Origin of the sequence: Rhodanobacter humi (assembly GCF_041107455.1) — a bacterium.
Taxonomy (GTDB): domain Bacteria; phylum Pseudomonadota; class Gammaproteobacteria; order Xanthomonadales; family Rhodanobacteraceae; genus Rhodanobacter_A.
The window spans coordinates 2,333,756-2,349,869 of the sequence record NZ_JBGBPY010000001.1 but is presented as its reverse complement, the minus strand read 5'-3'; the positions used below and the strand labels follow the sequence as shown (position 1 = coordinate 2,349,869).

General features: G+C 70.9%; 14 protein-coding genes. 9 read left to right on the top strand and 5 right to left on the bottom strand.

The window, feature by feature from the left end; genetic code table 11:
• Nucleotides 1-4 precede the first annotated feature (4 nt).
• From AB7878_RS10275 to AB7878_RS10235, 9 genes are all read left to right on the top strand, one after another.
• Complete coding sequence (locus tag AB7878_RS10275) at nt 5-1,087, top strand: glycosyltransferase family 2 protein (protein ID WP_369494274.1); 1,083 nt, start codon at nt 5-7, stop codon at nt 1,085-1,087.
• Nucleotides 1,088-1,163: 76 nt separating this feature from the next.
• Nucleotides 1,164-2,588 carry an O-antigen ligase family protein gene (locus AB7878_RS10270; protein WP_369494273.1) on the top strand — a complete coding sequence of 475 codons (1,425 nt, stop codon included), beginning with the start codon at nt 1,164-1,166 and terminating at the stop codon, nt 2,586-2,588.
• Between the two features lie 10 nt (nt 2,589-2,598).
• On the top strand, nt 2,599-4,149 hold the full coding sequence (locus AB7878_RS10265) for an oligosaccharide flippase family protein (RefSeq protein WP_369494272.1): 1,551 nt from the start codon (nt 2,599-2,601) through the stop codon (nt 4,147-4,149).
• Entirely contained in the window at nt 4,146-5,504 is a 1,359-nt protein-coding gene (locus tag AB7878_RS10260) for a phenylacetate--CoA ligase family protein (protein ID WP_369494271.1), read from the top strand. The genes AB7878_RS10265 and AB7878_RS10260 overlap by 4 nt, the downstream gene beginning before the upstream one ends.
• A gap of 8 nt (nt 5,505-5,512) precedes the next feature.
• The gene (locus AB7878_RS10255; RefSeq protein WP_369494270.1) at nt 5,513-6,628 is read left to right on the top strand and encodes a glycosyltransferase; all 1,116 of its coding nucleotides are present in this window, start codon (nt 5,513-5,515) and stop codon (nt 6,626-6,628) included.
• The gene (locus AB7878_RS10250) at nt 6,625-7,797 is read left to right on the top strand and encodes a glycosyltransferase (RefSeq protein WP_369494269.1); all 1,173 of its coding nucleotides are present in this window, start codon (nt 6,625-6,627) and stop codon (nt 7,795-7,797) included. Before AB7878_RS10255 ends, AB7878_RS10250 begins: the two co-directional genes overlap by 4 nt.
• A complete protein-coding gene (locus AB7878_RS10245; protein ID WP_369494268.1) occupies nt 7,794-8,435 on the top strand; it encodes a polysaccharide deacetylase family protein in 642 nt (213 codons plus the stop codon). Before AB7878_RS10250 ends, AB7878_RS10245 begins: the two co-directional genes overlap by 4 nt.
• Nucleotides 8,432-9,601 (top strand): glycosyltransferase family 4 protein, encoded by a 1,170-nt coding sequence (locus AB7878_RS10240; protein WP_369494267.1) that lies wholly within the window; start codon nt 8,432-8,434, stop codon nt 9,599-9,601. The genes AB7878_RS10245 and AB7878_RS10240 overlap by 4 nt, the downstream gene beginning before the upstream one ends.
• The gene (locus tag AB7878_RS10235) at nt 9,598-10,800 is read left to right on the top strand and encodes a hypothetical protein (protein ID WP_369494266.1); all 1,203 of its coding nucleotides are present in this window, start codon (nt 9,598-9,600) and stop codon (nt 10,798-10,800) included. The genes AB7878_RS10240 and AB7878_RS10235 overlap by 4 nt, the downstream gene beginning before the upstream one ends.
• Nucleotide 10,801: 1 nt before the next feature.
• On the opposite strand, the gene AB7878_RS10230 is transcribed toward AB7878_RS10235, so the two are convergent.
• From AB7878_RS10230 to AB7878_RS10210, 5 genes are all read right to left on the bottom strand, one after another.
• Complete coding sequence (locus AB7878_RS10230) at nt 10,802-11,614, bottom strand: alpha/beta fold hydrolase (protein WP_369494265.1); 813 nt, start codon at nt 11,612-11,614, stop codon at nt 10,802-10,804.
• Nucleotides 11,611-12,384: a serine aminopeptidase domain-containing protein gene (locus tag AB7878_RS10225; protein WP_369494264.1), complete on the bottom strand. Its 774-nt coding sequence runs from the start codon at nt 12,382-12,384 to the stop codon at nt 11,611-11,613. The genes AB7878_RS10230 and AB7878_RS10225 overlap by 4 nt, the downstream gene beginning before the upstream one ends.
• On the bottom strand, nt 12,381-13,691 hold the full coding sequence (locus AB7878_RS10220) for an outer membrane beta-barrel protein (RefSeq protein WP_369494263.1): 1,311 nt from the start codon (nt 13,689-13,691) through the stop codon (nt 12,381-12,383). The genes AB7878_RS10225 and AB7878_RS10220 overlap by 4 nt, the downstream gene beginning before the upstream one ends.
• A gap of 76 nt (nt 13,692-13,767) precedes the next feature.
• Nucleotides 13,768-14,535, bottom strand: a complete 768-nt coding sequence (locus tag AB7878_RS10215) for a P-loop NTPase family protein (protein WP_369494262.1) — start codon at nt 14,533-14,535, stop codon at nt 13,768-13,770.
• Nucleotides 14,532-16,076, bottom strand: a complete 1,545-nt coding sequence (locus tag AB7878_RS10210; protein WP_369494261.1) for an XrtA system polysaccharide chain length determinant — start codon at nt 16,074-16,076, stop codon at nt 14,532-14,534. The genes AB7878_RS10215 and AB7878_RS10210 overlap by 4 nt, the downstream gene beginning before the upstream one ends.
• Nucleotides 16,077-16,114: the final 38 nt, after the last annotated feature.

Sequence of the window (16,114 nt, the reverse complement as noted above, 5' to 3'; positions counted from 1 at the left end):
CCTCGTGCACGTCTTCGCCGGCTATCCGCTGTGGGTCGCCGCGCTGGCGCGCTGGCGGCCGCGCCCGGTGCAACGGCGCGCGTGGACGCCGCGCGTCACCGCGGTACTCGCCGTGCACGACGGCGCCGCGCACGTGCGCGCCAAGCTCGAAGGCCTGCTCGCCCTGGACTATCCGGCGGAACGGCTCGACATCGTGGTGGCCTGCGATGGCTGCCGCGACGACACCGCGGCGTGCGCCCGCGCGCTCGGCGATGCGCGCATCCGCGTGCTGGAGTTTGCCGAGCGGCGCGGCAAGGCCGCCTGCCTCAACGACGCGGTGGCCGAGGCGCGCGGCGAGGTGCTGCTGATGACCGACGTGCGCCAGCGGCTGGAGCCGGACGCGCTGCGCCAGCTGGTCGCGAACCTGGGCGATGCGCAGGTGGGCGCGGTCGGCGGGCAGCTGCGCCTGTTCGACGCGCACACCGGTTTCGCCCGCGGCATCGATGCGTACTGGCGCTACGAGACGCTGATCCGCGCCGGCGAAAGCCGCTCCGGTTCGGTGATCGGCGTCAGCGGCGCGCTGTACGCGATGCGCCGCGCGCTGTTCCGGCCGCTGCCGGCGGGCACCGTGCTGGACGACGTGCTGGTGCCGATGCAGGTGGCCGCGGCCGGGCTGCGCGTGGTGTACGAGCCGGCTGCGGTGGCCTGGGACGGCAGCTCGCAGCAGCCGCGCGAGGAGCAGCGCCGCAAGATCCGCACGCTGGCCGGCAACTACCAGCTGGTGCAGCTGGCGCCATGGCTGCTGCTGCCGTGGCGCAACCCGCTGTGGTTCCGCTTCGTCAGCCACAAGCTGCTGCGCCTGCTGGCGCCGTGGCTGCTGCTGGCGCTGGCGCTCTCGGCGACGCTGCTGGCGACGCGGCATGCGCTGTTCGCGGCGACCGCGCTGGGGCTGCTCGCCGCACTCGCCGCGGTGGTGGCCGGACGCCTGCTGCCGACGCTGGGCGGGCGCCAGCCCGTGCGGCTGCTGACCGCGTTCTGCTATCTCAATCTGTTCGCCGCGCAGGCGCTGCTGGCGTTCGCGCGCAACCGGAGGCTGCACCTGTGGTGATCCGGTGGCCCGTTCGATGCACCCCTTCGGCGGCATGCAACGGTGCGCCTGCGGGCGCCTGCGGGGAGTGGTGCGCATGTTCCTGCTGATCCTCGTCTACCTCGCTTTCGCGATCGTCCGCCCGCAGGACTTCCTGCCCGGCATGGCGGGCCTGCCGGTGATGTCGCTGACCCTGCTGCTGGCTTTCGTCGGCTGGCTGCTGCGCGGCGCGCGCACGCCCGGCGCACCACAGTTCCTGCTGCTGCCGCTGTTCGTGCTGATCGCGATGGCCTCGATGGTGGTCAATGGCTGGTCCGGCGGCATGGAATACGTGCTCGAACAGATGGGGCCGTCGCTGATCGTGTTCTTCGTGCTGGCGAGCGCCATCGACGATCCGCGCCGCACCGCCACCACCTTCGCGGTGATCGGGCTGTGCGCGATGGTGCTGGCCCTGCACAGCGTGGAGCAGGCCAGCCAGGGCGTAGGCTGGACCGGCATGACCCTGGGCGAGGACGGGCGCATCCGCTACGTGGGCATCTTCAACGATCCCAACGACCTCGGCCTGCTGTTCGTGATGGCGCTGCCGATGCTGTTCTGCGTGGCCGCGCGCGCCGGCTTCCTCGGCCGCTGGTTCTGGCGCGCCGGCATCGTGCTGCTGCTGGCCGGCATCTACCTGACCAAGTCGCGCGGCACCCAGCTGGCGGTGCTGATGATGGGCGCGATCTGGCTGTGGCAGAAGCGCGGGCCGCTCACCGCCGGCTCGCTGAGCTTCGCCGGCCTGGTCGGGCTGATGCTGCTGCCGTCCACGCGCATGAACGACCTCGACCCGGACGAAGAGTCCGCCTTCGGCCGCGTGGACGCGTGGTACGAAGGCTTCGACATGTTCAAGACGCACCCGCTGTTCGGCGTGGGCTTCGGCAACTTCACCGACTACAACACGCTGACCGCACACAACTCCTTCGTGCTGGTGCTGGCCGAGACCGGCTTCCTGGGCTTCGTGACCTGGCTGGCCTTCGTCGGCTACGGCTTCTGGATGATGTGGCGCCTGCTGCGCCTGCAGGCGGGGCTGGCGCAAGCGGCGCAGGTCGCCGCCGCGCACGTGGTGGCGGCACGCCCGCAGACACGCCTGGCGCTGGTGCGGGCGCTGCCCGCCGGCGCCGGCGTGGAGCAGCGCCGGGTCGCCGTCGCGCGCGGGCCGGCCGTCGCGGCAACTGGTGCGGGGACCACCGCGGGCACGACGGCGGAAGAGCGCCAGGACCGTGCCGAACAGGCGCTGTCGCTGACCCTGTTCTGCGCGCTGTGCGGCTTCTTCACGGCCGCGTTCTTCCTCAGCCGCAGCTACAACATCATGCTCTACACGCTGGCCGCGATCGTGGTGGGCCACTACGCCACTCTGCGCAAGCGCCACGACACGCTGCCGCGTTTCACCCTCTCGGCCAGCGGCTGGCGCTGGCTGCCGATCTCGCTGATGGTCATCGCGGCGCTCTACGTGCTGGTGGCCGTGCTGCTGCGCATGCCATGACCCCACACTCATGACCCCACGCTCGCTCACCCTGCGCAACACGCTGTTCTCCTCGCTGGGGATCTACGTCGAGTATTTCCTCGGCATGGTCTGCGCGGTGCTGATCGCGCGCCATCTGGGGCCACGCCACTACGGCATCTACGGCCTGTTCATCTGGTTCGCGGCGATCGGCATCGTGGTGACCAATTCAGGCATCACCACCGGCGTGATCAAGTTCGTGGCGGAGCTGCGCGGCAGCCGGCAACCCGAGTTGATCCGGCCGATGCTCGCCTACATGCGCAAGGTGCAGCGCTGGCACCTGCTGGTGGTGCTCGGCCTGGGCCTGGGCCTGTACCTGCTGCTCGGACGGCGCTACGCCGCCGAGCTGGACCTGCTGGAATTCGTGCTGCTTGCGGCCGCGGTGGGCATGCGCGCGCCGTACATGTTCAACGTGGCGATCGCGAAGGGCTTCGAGGCCTTCGACGCCACCGCCCGGATCACCCTGGTGGCGGCGCCGACCAACCTGGCGCTGGTGGTCACCGCGATGCTGCTGCACGGCGACATCCTGTGGTTCGTGGTGATGTATGCGATCTCCAGCGCGATGTTCCTGTTCGCCTCGCAGTACCAGGTGCGTCGCCTGCTGGCGCCGCTGCCGCGCCTCGGCGATCTGCCGGGCGAACTGCTGCGGCGCATCCGCCGGCACCTGCGCATCGTCTCGCTGACCATCATCGTGAGCTTCCTGATCGCCAGCGACGTGGAGATCCTGTTCCTCAACCTGTTCGCCAGCGCCACCGCGGCGGGCTACTTCAAGGTGGCCTTCCAGCTGGCCAGCGGCATCATGTTGCTGGTGCCGGGCGTGTTCAGCGCGGTGCTGCTGCCGATGATGGCGAAGGCGCTGAGCGAGGGCCGCACCGTGGGCGGCCAACGCTTCGTGACGGCGACCTCGTACCTGGCCATGCTCGGCGCGCCGATGGTGGCGTTCGGCGCCTGCTTCGCCGGCGCGGTGATCGGGCTGCTGTACGGCGCCGCCTACGCCGCCGCCGCGCCGGTGTTCGCGCTGTGCATGCTGGCCAGCGCGCTGAACACCTCGGCGCAGGGTGCGACCAGCCTGCTGGTGAGCGCCGACCGCCAGCACGTGATCCTCACGCTCACCCTGCTGTTCGGCGTGTTCAAGATCGGCGTGGATGTGACCCTGGTCCGGCATTTCGGGCTGCACGGCGCGATGGCGGCGATCGTGATCGCCGCGGTGGTCAGCTCCTCGGCCTACGTGCTGCTGGGCATGCGCGTCGGCGGCCTGCCGCTGGAATGGCGCCGGCTCGGACGCATCCTGCTGGCCGCCGCGCTGGCCGGCGCCGTCGCCTCGCTGGTGCTGCCGCTGCGCCTGCCGCCGCTGTTCACGCTGCTGCTGGGCGGCCCGGTGCTGGTCGCGGCGTACCTGCCGCTCACGCTGTGGCTGCGCTGCTGGACGGGCGCGGACATCGAGCAGCTGAAAAGCCTGCACCAGCGCTTCGCGGCGGGCCGGCCGCTGCTGCTGGGGCGCCTGCTGGCGTGGTCCGGCGTGCGCGCGGGGCAGCACCCATGAGCGTCTACGAACACCTGTTTCGCCGGGTGCTCTACCCGGCCTACGAATCGGGCCTGCGCCGGCGCCGCACGCTGGATTGGCTCGCCGGCTACGAGCGCGACCAGTGGCTGGCGCCCGAACAGCTCCGCGCCCTGCAGCTGGAACGCCTGCTGCGCCTGCTGCGGCACTGCGAGCAGCACGTGCCCTGGTATCGCCGGCGCTGGCGCGAGCTCGGCATCGCGGCGGCGGACATCCGCAGCCTGGACGACTACGCGCGCCTGCCGGTGCTGGACAAGGACGAGATCCGCGCGCACTTCGACGAGTTCAAGGCCGACGGCTGGCATGAGCGCCTGCTGTACAAGGCCACCGGCGGCTCCACCGGCCAGCCGATGCGCTTCGGCTATACCCGCGAGAGCAACGAGCGGCGCACCGCGGTGATGTGGCGTGGCTACGGTTGGGCCGGCGCGCGCATGGGCCGGCGCACGCTGTACGTGTGGGGCGGTGCGGTGGGCGAGCCGCGGCGCCTGCACCAGTTCAAGGATCGGCTGTACCACGCGGCGTTCGCGCGACGCATGCTCAACAGCTTCCACATGACCGACGCCAACCTCGGCGAATACGCCGACGCCATCGACGCCTATCGGCCCGAGGTGATCGTGGGCTACGTGGGCCCACTGGTACGGCTGGCCCAGTGGCTGCTGGACAACCGCCGCACGCTGGCGCGGCCGCCGGCCGCGGTGCTCGGCGCGGCCGAGGCGCTGCACGATTTCCAGCGCGAGCTGATCGAGCGGGCGTTCGGTTGCCCGGCCTACAACACCTACGGCTGCCGCGAGGTGATGCTGATCGCGTCCGAGTGCGAACAGCGGCACGGCCTGCACGTCAACGCCGACCACCTGGTGGTGGAACTGCACGGCGCGGCAACGAGCGGCGCCAGTGGCGAGGTGCTGCTCACCGACCTCTCCAACTACGGCATGCCGCTGCTGCGCTATGCCAACGGCGACCTGGCCACGGCCGGCACGGAAACCTGCCCGTGCGGACGCGGCCTGCCGCTGCTGGCGCACGTGGACGGCCGCAAGCTGGATGCGATCCGCACGCCCGACGGCCACCTGCTGCCCGGCGAGTTCTTCCCGCACATGCTCAAGGACGTGCCGGGCCTGCGTCGCTTCCAGCTGGTGCAGCGCCGGCTCGACCGCCTCGAGCTGGCGCTGGTCTGCGACAACCGCTTCGACGACGCCTCGATGGCGTACATCCGCCGCGAGCTGGCGAAGGTGGTCGGCGACAGCGTCGCGCTCGAGTGCCGGATCGTCGACGAACTTCCCCTGACGCCCAGCGGCAAGCTGCGCGTCACCGTCTCCGCCCTTCCACCTTCCTCCTCCTGAATGCGCCAATGAACATCACCCACGTCGTGGAAAATCTGAACCGCGGAGGACTGGAACGCGTCGTGCTCGACCTGGTCAAGCTGCAGCAGCAGCAAGGCCACCACTGCCAGGTGATATGCCTGTTCGAACGCGGCACGCTGGCGCACGAGCTGGATGTCGCGGGCATCCCGGTGCATGCCTGCGGCAAGCGCAGGGGCTTCGACCTCAAGGCGCTGTCGCGCGTGCGCCGGCTGATCCGCGCCCACCACACCGACGTGTTGCACAGCCACAACGCGGTGGCGCATTACCTGGCGGTGCTGGCCAGTCTCGGCCTGGGTGTGGCCAAGCTCATCAACACCCGCCACGGCATGGGCGGCATGCAGCGCTGGAACCGCGCGGAAATGCTCTATCGCGCCAGCCTGGCGCGCACCGACGCGGTGGCGATGGTCTGCGAGGCGGCGTGCAACGGCGCGATCGAGCACGGCCTGGTGCCGCGCCGCAAGTTGCGCGTGGTGCCGAACGGTCTGCGCGTGCAGGAGTTCGCCATTGCCTCGCCGGCCGCGCGCGAGCGCTTGCGCCAGGCGCTAGCGCTGTCGCCGCAGACGCGCCTGGTCGGCACGGTGGGGCGGCTCAACTGGGCGAAGGACCAAGCCAACCTGATCCGCGCGTTTCGCCGCGTGCACGACCAGCAGGCGGACAGCGCGCTGCTGCTGGTCGGCGACGGCCTGCTGCGGCCCGAGCTGGAAGCCTGCGCGCGCGACGAGGGCCTCGCCGACGCGGTGCATTTCCTCGGCGACCGCAGCGACGTGCGCGAGCTGCTGCAGGGGCTGGACGTGTTCGTGCTCTCCTCGGTGAGCGAGGGCTACTCGATGGCGCTGCTGGAAGCCTCCGCCACCGCGCTGCCGATCGTGGCCACCGACGTCGGCGGCAACCGCGAGATCGTGCAACACGGCGTCACCGGCCGCATCGTGCCGGCGCGCGACGCCGATGCGCTGGCGCAGGCGATCCTCGACCTGCTGCGCGATCCGCAGCGCGCCGCGAGTTGCGGCGCAGCCGCCCGCGCGATGATGGAGACGCGCGGCTCGCTCGAGGCGATGGCGGCGCGCTACGCCGCGCTGTACGAGTCGCGGGAGCCGGCCGCATGAAGCTGCTGGTGCTGACCAACCTGTTCCCGACGCCCTGGGATCCGCTGCGCGGCATGTTCAACCGCCAGCAGTTCGAACGCCTGGGCCGGCGCCACGAGTTGCACGTGCTCACCGCGGTGGATTTCCGCGATCGCCTGCGCAAGCGGCGCGGCAGCGTCGAGGTGCCTGGCCTGCGCACCGATCATTTCGTGTTCGTCTACCCGCCGCGCTTCGGCCGCGCGCTGCACGCGGCCTGCTGGCTGCTGTCGCTGCTGCTGCAGCGCGGCTGGCGGCTGCGCACGGCCGGTTACGACGGCATCCTCGCAAGCTGGGCCTATCCCGATGCGGTGGCCGCCGGCTGGCTGGCGCGCCTGCTCGGCATTCCATACGTGGTGAAGGTGCACGGCAGCGACCTCAACGTACAGGCCACGCACGCGCTGCGCCGGCCGCAGATCGCCGCGAGCCTGCGTGGCGCCGCCGCGGTGGTGGCGGTGAGCCGCGCGCTGGCCGGCAAGGCGGTGGCGCTGGGCGCGGACCCCGCGCGCGTGCACGCGATCTACAACGGCGTCGACGCTGCGCGCTTCGCCCCCGGAGACAAGGCGGATGCACGCAAGCGGCTCGGCCTGGACATCGCGGCCGACCCATTGCTGCTCTACGTCGGCAACCTGAAGGAGAGCAAGGGCTGCCTCGATCTGCTGGAAGCCTTCGCGACGATGGCGGCCTCGTGTCCGCAGGCGCAGTTGGTGTACGTAGGCGAGGGCACCTGCCGCGCCGCGCTGGCCGCGCGTGCGCAAACACTTGGCCTGGCTGCACGCGTGCACCTGGCCGGCGCGATGCCCCACGCGGCGCTGCCCGACTGGTTCCGCGCCGCCGACCTGCTGTGCCTGCCCAGTCACAACGAAGGCGTGCCCAACGTGGTGCTGGAGGCGATGGCCTGCGGCACGCCGGTGGTGGCCACGCGGGTGGGCGGCATTCCCGAGGTGGTGCCTGCACACGCCGGCCGGCTCGTGGAGCTGGGCGACCGCGCCGCGCTCGCCGATGCGCTGGCGCAAGCGGCGGCGCAGGCCTGGGACCACGCCGCCATCGCGGAGCACGCGCGCGGCTTCAGCTGGGACAGCAACATCGACCAGCTGGATGCGATCATGCGGCAGGCGGCGCGCAACGAGGCCGTGGCGGAGGTGCTGCGGTGAGGATCCGGCCCACGCGACAGCAAGTGCTTGGCCTGCTGCCCGAACGCCTGGTGCTGGTGCGCGGCCCGCGCGAGCCGGGCGCGCTCTACCTCAGCTTCGACGACGGCCCGCATCCGGAGCACACGCCCCGCCTGCTGGACCTGCTGGCCCGGCACGGCGCGCGGGCGAGCTTCTTCCTGGTCGGCCGGCGCATCGAGCAGCACCCCGCGCTGGTCGAACGCATCGTGGCGGAGGGTCACACCCTGGGCAATCACTCGTACAGCCATCCGCTGTTCCACCGACTCAGCCTGCGCGAGCAGCTGGACGAGGTGGAGCGCACCGACCGCCTGCTGGCGGACTTCGACCGTTCCGGCCCGCACCGCTTCCGGCCACCGCGCGGCGTGGTGTCGCTGCGGCTGCTGCTGGCCTTCGCGCGGCGCGGACGCAATCTGGCCTACTGGTCCTACGACAGCCTGGATTACCAGCCGCAACCGCCCGATGAGTTGGCCGCACGGCTGCTGCAGCGACCGCCGGCCGACGGCGACGTGCTGCTGATGCACGACGACAGCGACTGCGCGGCGCAGATCCTCGCGCACCTGCTGCCAGCCTGGCACACCGCCGGCCGCAGCCTGCGCGCGCTGCCGGCGGTGGCCGCATGAGGATCCTCTACCACCACCGCACCCGCGGGCGCGACGTCGAGGGCGTGCACATCCGCGGCGTGGTCGGCGCGCTGCGTGCACTCGGTCACGAAGTCAGCGTGCTGTCCTTCCCCGGCGCGGACCCGGAGCAGGAGCCGGCTGCCGGCGCCGCGCGGACGAAGCAGCGCGGCGGACTCGGCACCATCGTTTCGCGCATGCCGGGCGTGCTGTTCGAGGCGCTGGAGCTGGGCTACAACCTGGTCACCCTCGTGCGCATGCGAAGCGCATTCGCGCGGCTCCGGCCGCAGCTCGTCTACGAGCGCTATTCGCTGTTCCTGTTCGCCACGGTGTGGCTGGCACGGCGGCGCGGCATGCCCGTGATCCTGGAGATCAACGACTCGGCACTGGTCGAGCGGGTACGCCCGCTGTGGCTGAAATCGCTGGCGCGGCGCATCGAGCGCTGGTGCCTGCGCGAGGCGACCGGACTGGTGTTCATCTCCAGCTGGTTCCAGCAGCAGGCCGTGGCCGCCTACGGCGACATCGCGCCCTCGGTGGTCTCGCCGAACGCGGCTGACCTCGCCCGCTTCGATCCCGGGCGCCACGACCGCGAACGCCTGCGCGCCGAGCGCGGCGTGGCGGGACGCGTGGTGTGCGGCTACGTCGGCGCGTTCGTGCACTGGCACGGCGTCAACGGCTTCGTCGAGGCGGTCGCCGCACGGCTGGCCGAGGCGCCGGAGCTGGTGCTGCTGCTGGTCGGCGACGGCCGCAGCCTGCCCGAGGTGCGCGCGCTGGTGCAGGCGCGCGGCCTGGCCGACCGCATCCTGCTGCCCGGTCGCGTGCCGCACGCCGAGATACCCTCCTGGATCGCCTGCATGGACTACGCGGTGCTGCCCGACTCCAACCATTACGGCTCGCCGGTAAAGCTGTTCGAGTTCATGGCGATGGGCGTGGCGATGGTCGCGCCCGACTACGCGCCGGTGGCCGAGGTGGTCGGCGACGGCCGCACCGGCTGGTTGTTTCCGCAACGTCAGTTGCAGGCCTGCGTGCAGCGCGTGCTGGAACTGGCCATGCAGCCCGAGGAGCGCCGCCGCGTCGGCGCGGCCGCGCGCGAGTACATCGTGCGCGAGCGCCAGTGGCGCAACAACGCCGAGCAGTTGCTCGGCCTGCTGCCGGAGGTGCAGCCATGACCGTCGCACTCGTCGTTCTTGCCGTGCTGGTGCTGCTGGCCGCTGCGGTCGTGGTGCTGGCGATCCGCGCGCGCCACATGCAGATCTGGCTGGGCAGCTACCTGCGCCGGCGCCTGCCGCCGCGCCCGGCCAGCGGGCCGGTGCACGTGATGTTCGCGTTCGTCGACCACTTCGAGCCGAACTGGGGCCGCGTCGACCTCGCCACCCAGCGCGCCCGCGTCGACCGCTGGTGCCGCGACTACCGCGCGCTGGCCGATCGCCACCGCGATGCCGACGGTCGACCGCCGCAGCACAGCTTCTTCTACCCGGAGGAGGAATACGTCGAGGAGCACCTGGACAAGCTCGCCGCGCTCTGCGCCGACGGCTACGGCGAGATCGAGATCCACCTGCACCACGACAACGACACTCCGGAAAACTTCACCGCCACCATCAATCGTTTCAACAAGCTGCTGCACGAACGCCACGGCGCGCTGCCGCGCGACCCGGCCACCGGCCAGCTGCGCTTCGGTTTCATCCACGGCAACTGGTGCCTGGACAACTCGCGCGCGGACGGCCGTTGGTGCGGGATCAACAACGAGCTGATCCTGCTGCGCGAGCTGGGCTGCTACGCCGACTTCACCCTGCCCTCCGCACCCAGCGAGACGCAGACGAGTACGGTCAACAGCATCTACTACGCCACCGACGATCCCGCACGCCCGAAGTCGCACGACACCGGCGTGCCGGTGCGCGTGGGCGGCGCGCCTTCGGGCGACCTGATGATCGTGCAGGGCCCGCTGGGCCTGAACTGGCGCGAACGCCGGCTGGGCCTGGTGCCGCGCATCGAGAACGCCGACGTGCGCCGCGGCTGCCCACCCACCCCGGCGCGCGTGGACCACTGGGTGCGTACCGGCATCCACGTCGAAGGCCGGCCCGAGTGGATCTTCGTCAAGGTGCATACCCACGGCACCCAGGAGCGCGACATGGACACCTTGCTGGGCGAGGCGGCCGAGCGCATGCACGCGCACCTGGAGCGCGCGTACAACGACGGCACCAACCACGTGCTGCATTACGTCACCGCGCGCGAGATGTACAACATCATCAAGGCCGCCGAGGCCGGCAAGACCGGCAATCCGGGCGACTGGCGCGACTACGAGCTGCCGCCACCGCCGCATCGCACGCGTGCCGGGACGGCATCCGCCGCCCGCGAGGTGGCGGAATAGTTCAGCCTGTCGGCGGGAACTGCTCCAGCAGCCAGCCTTCGACGTGGCCGAACAGACGCTCGCGGTCGCAGAGCAGGGTGTAGGTGTGGTCGGTGCCGTCGAGCAGATCCATGCGCAGCGCCGGATGGTCGGCCACGCGGCGCCCGTAGCATTCGCGGAACTGGCGCGGATGGTTGAGCTGCTCGCCGATGCCGCCGCTGTAGACGAAGCAGAACCGCAGCCCGCGCGCCAGCATGTCGGCGAGTTCGCCGCGCACCTGCGCCCGGGGTGGATAGACGCTGCCGAAGGTGACTTCTTCAGGCTCCACCACCTGGCGCAGCTTGCGCGCGAGGAAACCGCGCCAGCGCGCGGGGCTGAGCAGCCGCGGCAGGTAGTGACGCAGCTTGAAGCCGAAGGTGCGGTAGATGTAGCCGTCCAGGAAGACCGCGCCCGCCACGCCGGCCTCGCTGCAGGCGATGTGCGCGCTCTGCGCGCCGCGGCACAGGCCGACCAGCACGAAACGCGTGCAGCCGGCGTGGCCCGTGAGCAGCGCGGCGGCATCGCGCACGTCGGCGCGAACCTGTTCCTCGCGCGAGCCCGCTTCCGCGCTGGCGCCGCTGTCGCCCATGGTGGACAAGTCGAAGCGCAGGGTGGGATAGCCGAGCGCATTGAGCCGGCGGGTCAGGTCCACGTGCAGGCGGAACGGGCCGACGCGATGCATCAGGCCGGTATTGAGCACGATCACGCCGACCGTACCGCGCGCGATGGGCGGCAGGCCGGCGATGCCGACCAGGTGCCGGGCGCGGCCGAAGCGGAAGGCACGCTCCGCCATCATGCGGCCGGCTCCAGCGCCGCGCCCACCATGCGCAGCAGGTCGGGGGCGAGGATCGCGTGCTCCAGCCGGTGCAGGTCGCTCCAGTCCGTGCTCGCCGGCATGGCGAGCACGCGCGCGCCGGCCTCGGCCAGCGGCGACCAGCCCCCGGCCACCGGTTCGGGACGCGAATCGAGGATCAGGGTGGGCACCCGCGCGGGCTCGGCACGCCAGTCGGCCAGCTGCGCGCGCCACTGCGCGCTGACCGGGAAGCCCAGCCATTGTCCGGCCGCCTCCTCCACGCCGCGTGGCCGGACGTAGTGCTGCGGATCGTTGCGCAGCGCTTCCTGCCCGGCGTCGAGCTCGGCCACGTGACGGGCACCGTCCAGCACCGGGTCCCACAGGATCAGCCGCGCGAAGCCCGCCGTCGCCGCTGCCGCCAATGCGAGGCTGCCGCCCAGCTGCGCGCCGAAGCCGACCATCGTGGCGCAACCGCTGCGCACGCGCAGTTCGGCCGCCGCGCTGCGGATGTCGGCCAGGCAGTGCTGCCAGTCCAGTGCGAGGCTGTCGCCGGCCGAGTCGCCGGTGCCGTGGTAGTCGAAACGCAGCACGCCGATGCCGCGCGCGGCCAGCCCGCTGGCCAGCTGGCGATAGACGCGATGGGTGCGCAGCAGCATCTGGCCCAGCGGCGGGCACAGCAGCATGCCCACCGGCGCATGGCCGGCCACGCCGTGGTACATCCCGATCAGCGCTCCATCGCGTCCGAACTGGCAGGGTTCCGATGCCGGCGTCATCGCTGGTAGACGACTCCCAAATAGACTTCCTTCGCACGGTAGCCGCTGTTCGGCGCGGTGCTGGTGCGGTGGCGATCGAGCAACGACACGCGCCAGCTCCAGTGGCGGTTGACAAGCTGACGCAGCGCGACGCCGATGTTGGTCGTGGTGTCGCGGCGCGCCAGCGCGGTGTAGTTCTCCCGCTCGTAGTTCGCGTAGCCCGAGAGCGTCAGCCGCGCGCTGAGGCGGTAGTCCACGCCGACATCGCCGCCGCGGCCGGTCTGGTCCGGTTGGACGCCTTCCACGTAATGCAGCTTGCGGTACCACGGCGACACGCTGAAGGTGAAGCGCTCGCCGCTGTAGTCGTAGTGGGCGTCCAGGCGCCGTTCGAGGTAGATCCCGCTGCCGATCACCGCACCACCGGTCTGGATGCTCAGCGGCGCGGAGACCCGCGTGCCGGTCTCCGCCGGCTCGACCAGATTGATCAGGTCCTGCGCGGCATCCGAATAGCTGCGCGTGAAGGAAACCCCGAACGTGTTGCGGGCGCTCGCATGCCAGCGGAGGCCGGCGCGCGCCAGCGGATCGGAGGCCGAACCCAGGCCGCCGTTCAGGCGGATCCGCGACCAGCCCGCGGCCACGTCGAGGTCCAGGTGTGCGAGCTTGCGCACGTAGCGTACGAACGCCTCGTCACGGCGGTAGTTGACCTCGCCGCTGTCGTCGAAATTGACTTTCTGCGACTCCAGGTTGAGCGAGAGCTGGCTGGTCGGCGAGATGTCGCGCATCAGCCGCAGCGCCGCCTCGCCACGCGAGGAATTGAACTCGGTGGTGCGCGAGGCGCGGCTGTTGATGTAGCGCAGCTCCGCCTGGCCGCGCAGCGCGCTGCCCAGGTCGAAATGCAGGGTCGGGCCCACCGTGAGCACGTTGGTCTGCTGCTGGTTGCCCGGCGCGTCGCTGGACAGCGTGGAAACCGGCTGCACGCTGGCGTAGTCCTGCGCCGTGAAATCCAGCCGTTCCGGCAGCACGGTCCAGTTCGCCAGGCCGGCGAGTTCGCCGAGCTTCTGGTTCGCGTAGGGGCCGCCCATGTAGTCGCGGTATTCCGCTGCGCCGGTCACGTGGGCCTGCAGCGTGGCGCCCTGTTGCGCGTAGTCGAAGCCGAAGCCGGGGATCAGCACCCACTGGCTCACCGGCGCCGTGGCGCTGAGGTTGATGTTGTCGCTGTGTTCGACGCCGCCGTAGAACGAGTAGTTGAACTGGCCGGCGAGCGCCGGAGTGGCGACGATCGCCAGCGCCAGCGAGATGGCGCGGGCAAGCCGGGTGGATGAGGACATGGATGCCTCCTGCGATGGGTGACGCGGTGACGACTTCCGCCTGCGGCCTTGCCGGGGCGGCGGCCCACCGCCGGCCTCAAGGCGCCTGGTTGAACACCACGCCGGCCAGCTTCTCCGGCTCGAAATGGGCGATCGCCTGGCTGATCGCGGCGGGGGTGTCGCGGCCGTAGCCGGCCACCACCACCACGAAGTCGGCGAGATCGGAAAGGATGCGCGCGTCGGGCGAGCCCTTGATGGTGGGGCCGTCCAGGAACAGGTAGCGATCCGGGTAGCGATGGCGCATCGAGTCGAGCAGCGCGTGCATGCGGAACGAGGAGAAGTACTCGCCGCTGGCTTCGCGCGCGTCGCCCACCGGGATCAGCCGCAGGCGCGGCATGCCGGTGGCGTAGATCTTCGACGCGATGCCCTGCGCAGGGTGCTCGAGGAAGTCGATCAGGCCGCCGTTGGTCGGATCGACGCCGAGCGCGTGATGCTGCTCCGGGTAGCGCAAGTTGCAATCGATCAGCAGGCTGGTCCGCGCCTCGTCGAAGGCGAATGCGGCGGCCAGGTTGCGCGCCACGAAACTGGCCCCCGACCGCGGACTGACCGCCACCACCAGGGTGATGAAGTTGCCGGTGCCGCCCATGCCGAGCAGGCGCGTGCGCAGTTCGCGGAAGGTATCCGACTGCTCCCGCGAGGAGGCCTCGCGGTGGATCAGCCGGCGCTCCTCCAGCTGCCGCGGGGCCAGCGCGCGCGGCTCGGCCATCAGCGCGATGGCATGCGCGGACGCTGCTTGCGGCAAGCGGTCGACATCCCCCGCCTCGGCCCGCAGCACGGTGCCGGAAGTCGATTCGTCGGGCTTCATGCCGCCCCCTTGAGCTTGAACACCAACATCGCGAGGTAGGACAGCGCCACCGCCGCCAGGATCAGCGCCAGCGCCAGGTTGCGCAGCCGCGCGCGCCGCCGGTCCTGTGGCGTGGCGTAGTAAGGCACGCTGACCAGCACGGGCAGGCCGGTGAGCCGTTCCAGCTGCTCGGCCGAGCGCACGCGCGGATCGAAGCGAGCGATGCCGAACAGCAGGCCGAACGGCAGCGCCAGGCTCAGCGCGAAACCGGCCACGGCGAAGTGCATGAAGCGCAGGCCGGTGGGGATCAGCGGCATCATCGCCGGGTTCTGCACGGCGAAGGTCAGGCCCTGCTGGGTGGCGTCCAGGTCCATCGACACGCGTGCGTTCTCGCGGCGCTTCAGCAGGTCCTGGTAGACGTCGCGGTTGACGTCGTAGTCGCGGGTCAGCTCGGCGGTGGCGTTCTCCGAGCCGGCGATGCGCTTGCTGCGTTCGAGCTCGGACTGCAGCATCGCCTGGCTGGCGTTCATCCGCGCGGTGGTCGCGGCGATCTGGCCGCGCAGATCGGTCAGCTGGCTCCTGATCTGCTGGTACAGCGGATTGAACTGCGCATTGCCGCCCAGCGACGCCGGCCTGCCGCTCGGGTTCTGCCGCCGCTGCTCGGCCTGCGCCAGCTGCTGCTGCAGATCCTGCATCTGGTGGCGCACGCGCACCACGTCGGGATAGTCGTCGGTGTAGGTGAGCAGCAGCTTGTCCAGCTGCGCCTGCAGGTCGGCCAGCTGGGCCTGGTACAGGCCTGCCGTGGTCTGCACCGCGGAGACTTCCGACTCGCCGGACAGCTGCGCCGCCAGCGAGGCTTCCTGCGAGCGCTTCTCCATCAGGTCCATGCGCGCGTTTTCCACCTGGGCGCGCAGGTCGTTGATGCGCGCGGCGGTGGCGGCCTCGCTGCCCGTGCGCGCATCGACATTGCTCTCGCGATAGGCCTTGAGCTTGTCCTCGGCGCCGGTGAGCTTGCGCTTGTAGGCCTCGACCTGGCCATTGATGAAGTCGAACGCGTCGCGGCTCTCGCGCTGCTTGGAGGCCAGGCTCTCGCTGATGAACAGCTGACCGAACAGGCGCGTGACCTTGTAGGTGCGGGCGGGATCGGAATCGAAGTAGCTGATGGTCAGCAGGTTGTCGCGCGAGAACTTCACCGTGGTGCGCGACTTGATGCCGTTGGTGATGCGGTCCAGCTCGACCGGGCTGGGATGGTCGGCCAGCCAGCCGCCTTGGGCGAGCACCTGGTCCAGCACCCTGTGGCTGAGTATCACCGCGCGCGCGATGTCGGCGCGGTTGGCGGTGCCGGTGGGCGTGGCGGCGCCCTTCATCAACGGCGCGATGATGTTGCTTTCCTGCACGAGGATGGTGGTGGAGGCCTCGTACTTCTTCGGCCACAGCATGCCGATGGCCAGTGCCGCCAGCATGACCGCGGCGAAGACCAGCCCCAGCGCGACGCGCCGGCGGCGGCCTTCCTCCAGCAACACGGGCAGCAGGGTCTGCAGTGAAATCGATTGTTCGTTCATGGCGTTCGACTCTCCTCCCTGAGCCCCCTCGGACATCT

Coding starts and splice junctions, on each gene's coding strand:
- AB7878_RS10270 (WP_369494273.1), top strand. CDS start 1,164: ATGTTCCTGCTGATCCTCGTCTACCTCGCTTTCGCGATCGTCCGCCCG.
- AB7878_RS10265 (WP_369494272.1), top strand. CDS start 2,599: ATGACCCCACGCTCGCTCACCCTGCGCAACACGCTGTTCTCCTCGCTG.
- AB7878_RS10260 (WP_369494271.1), top strand. CDS start 4,146: ATGAGCGTCTACGAACACCTGTTTCGCCGGGTGCTCTACCCGGCCTAC.
- AB7878_RS10255 (WP_369494270.1), top strand. CDS start 5,513: ATGAACATCACCCACGTCGTGGAAAATCTGAACCGCGGAGGACTGGAA.
- AB7878_RS10250 (WP_369494269.1), top strand. CDS start 6,625: ATGAAGCTGCTGGTGCTGACCAACCTGTTCCCGACGCCCTGGGATCCG.
- AB7878_RS10240 (WP_369494267.1), top strand. CDS start 8,432: ATGAGGATCCTCTACCACCACCGCACCCGCGGGCGCGACGTCGAGGGC.
- AB7878_RS10235 (WP_369494266.1), top strand. CDS start 9,598: ATGACCGTCGCACTCGTCGTTCTTGCCGTGCTGGTGCTGCTGGCCGCT.
- AB7878_RS10230 (WP_369494265.1), bottom strand. CDS start 11,614: ATGATGGCGGAGCGTGCCTTCCGCTTCGGCCGCGCCCGGCACCTGGTC.
- AB7878_RS10225 (WP_369494264.1), bottom strand. CDS start 12,384: ATGACGCCGGCATCGGAACCCTGCCAGTTCGGACGCGATGGAGCGCTG.
- AB7878_RS10220 (WP_369494263.1), bottom strand. CDS start 13,691: ATGTCCTCATCCACCCGGCTTGCCCGCGCCATCTCGCTGGCGCTGGCG.
- AB7878_RS10215 (WP_369494262.1), bottom strand. CDS start 14,535: ATGAAGCCCGACGAATCGACTTCCGGCACCGTGCTGCGGGCCGAGGCG.
- AB7878_RS10210 (WP_369494261.1), bottom strand. CDS start 16,076: ATGAACGAACAATCGATTTCACTGCAGACCCTGCTGCCCGTGTTGCTG.